The 1,795-nt window shown below is 41.8% G+C and carries 3 protein-coding genes; all 3 read right to left on the minus strand.

What is annotated here, in order from left to right:
* On the minus strand, positions 1-713 hold a 713-nt coding region (locus C7K08_RS13890; RefSeq protein WP_133165311.1), incomplete at its 3' end, for a glycosyltransferase family protein.
* A 427-nt stretch (positions 714-1,140) separates the two neighbouring features.
* Positions 1,141-1,377, minus strand: a complete 237-nt coding sequence (locus C7K08_RS16555) for a hypothetical protein (protein ID WP_106501111.1) — start codon at positions 1,375-1,377, stop codon at positions 1,141-1,143.
* On the minus strand, positions 1,358-1,795 hold a 438-nt coding region (locus tag C7K08_RS13900; protein WP_133165312.1), incomplete at its 5' end, for a DDE-type integrase/transposase/recombinase. The genes C7K08_RS13900 and C7K08_RS16555, both read right to left, overlap by 20 nt.

A 1,795-nucleotide genomic window follows, 5' to 3' on the forward strand; every position in this document is an offset into this window, starting at 1 on the left:
AATAAAAATGGTATATTACGAGCCTTTCCTGCGATTTTCTTGATTGCAATTGCAAAATTTATTGCATCGACTTGAGATAGTAATAGCTCTTCTGTCTGTGCCGATGAATATTGCCCTAGCTGTTGTTGACTTGCCATTTCTAATTGTGCATGTACTGATATACCATTTGAAAATGAATAAGATGAACAAGCTAGGACGTAGGGCTGCTCAGCTGCGGGTACAAAAGATTTATAAATCTCCTTCCACTCAGGCTTGCAGGAAGCAAATAGTATGCTCCCTGTTATGTTAATCATGCTCTCAGGAAGAAACCCTTTAGCTCCATCTGCATACAATTTAGACCAAGCGAGAAATCGATCTCCATGTAGATGATTTAATGCTTCTGTAATGTAAGAAAGAGACCCAAACCGAGATTCGAAATATCCTTTAATTGCTTGCTCAGGTAAATCTCCACAGCCCAATGATTCCTCTTCTAGGAAATACATTTTAATACCATCATTTATTGCTTTGAGTTTTTGATCAAGCAAAAATGTACCCCATGTCTTAAATAAATTCTTTCCAATGTAAAAGCCTGGCTCTGGATATCCATACTTATCAAAAAGATAATCCTGAAATATGTATACCTTGTGCCCTTTGTCTGCAAGATAACTGGCTAATATCGCCTTTGGCCAAAATTCACGTTTAACAACTTCTACGGGAAGATAAATAGCAGTCATTGCGTGGAACCTTCTTGGTCTAATAGTTCTTGATTCATGAGTTGAAAACCATTAATAATAATTTTTTAGAAAAATTGGAATTATGAAATAAATAAAATAAAATGCTATGCTTTAAGCTTGCTCTTAAGCATTACATAACAAAAGGTCTTAATGAACTGTACTGAACATGTCTTCTCTTTCCACCCATCGATCTGCGCACAGAGATGCTCCTCATCAACATTAACTATCCGTCAGAGCCACTCCAAAAAAACGTTAACTGCCAAGAAAGATGTCACCCTTTGGAAGCGTTTTATGCCTMCTTTGCCAARGTTACTTKGAGGCTTGTTTGCTGGGTTGTTAATGGTTCATTAATCAATCTCATACCAGACTTATTCTATTAGTGCGAGCGGTGGTTGTCCAGCGCCAAAGATGAAATTAGCATGTCTGTTCAGAAAGATCGGTTCGCTTTTTGCAAATTGCTATCGCAACACCAATCCACAAAAGAAGAAACCCATTGGCAGGCTTCTTCTTTGCTATTGAATGGCCGGTTTGGATAGTTCGGCCGGTATTTAACGGTGCGGAATAGCGATTCAGAATAGGGATTGTCGTTTGAAACTCTTGGCCTAGAGAAGGATCTGAGTACCCCTAGCTCTTCTAAGCGCACCTCAAGGGTTGCTCCGCGCATTGATGATCCGTTCCTTTAGGCAGGCCCTACTCACCAGCTGAGCTGCTAATTCAGCTGATTCAGATTGCTCCACATCCCAAGCCACCACTTTTCTGCTCCAGATATCAATCACTAGGTAGAGGTAAAGCCAGATCCCTTTTACGCTGGTGGGTAAGTAGGAAATATCCCAACTCCAAACCTGATTTGGGCCATCAGCGCGCAACCTGGGAACAGGCCTTGCTTCTTGTGGTAATCGCGCTCTACCGCGGCGGTGTAGCTGCCCGTGGGCATGTAAAACCCGATAGAAACTGCGTTCAGAACCTATATAAATGCCTTGATCAGCTAGATCAGGCACGATCTGGCCTGGCGGCAGATCAGCGTATTTAGGTTCATTGCAGGTGAGCAAGATCCTTTGGCCTTCCTCAACGCTTAAGCGATG

The organism is Synechococcus lacustris str. Tous (assembly GCF_003011125.1).
GTDB classification, from domain to species: domain Bacteria; phylum Cyanobacteriota; class Cyanobacteriia; order PCC-6307; family Cyanobiaceae; genus Synechococcus_D; species Synechococcus_D lacustris.

Bases quoted from the DNA above. Each gene is read 5' to 3' on its own strand.
- C7K08_RS16555 (WP_106501111.1), bottom strand. From the start codon at position 1,377: ATGCGCGGAGCAACCCTTGAGGTGCGCTTAGAAGAGCTAGGGGTACTC.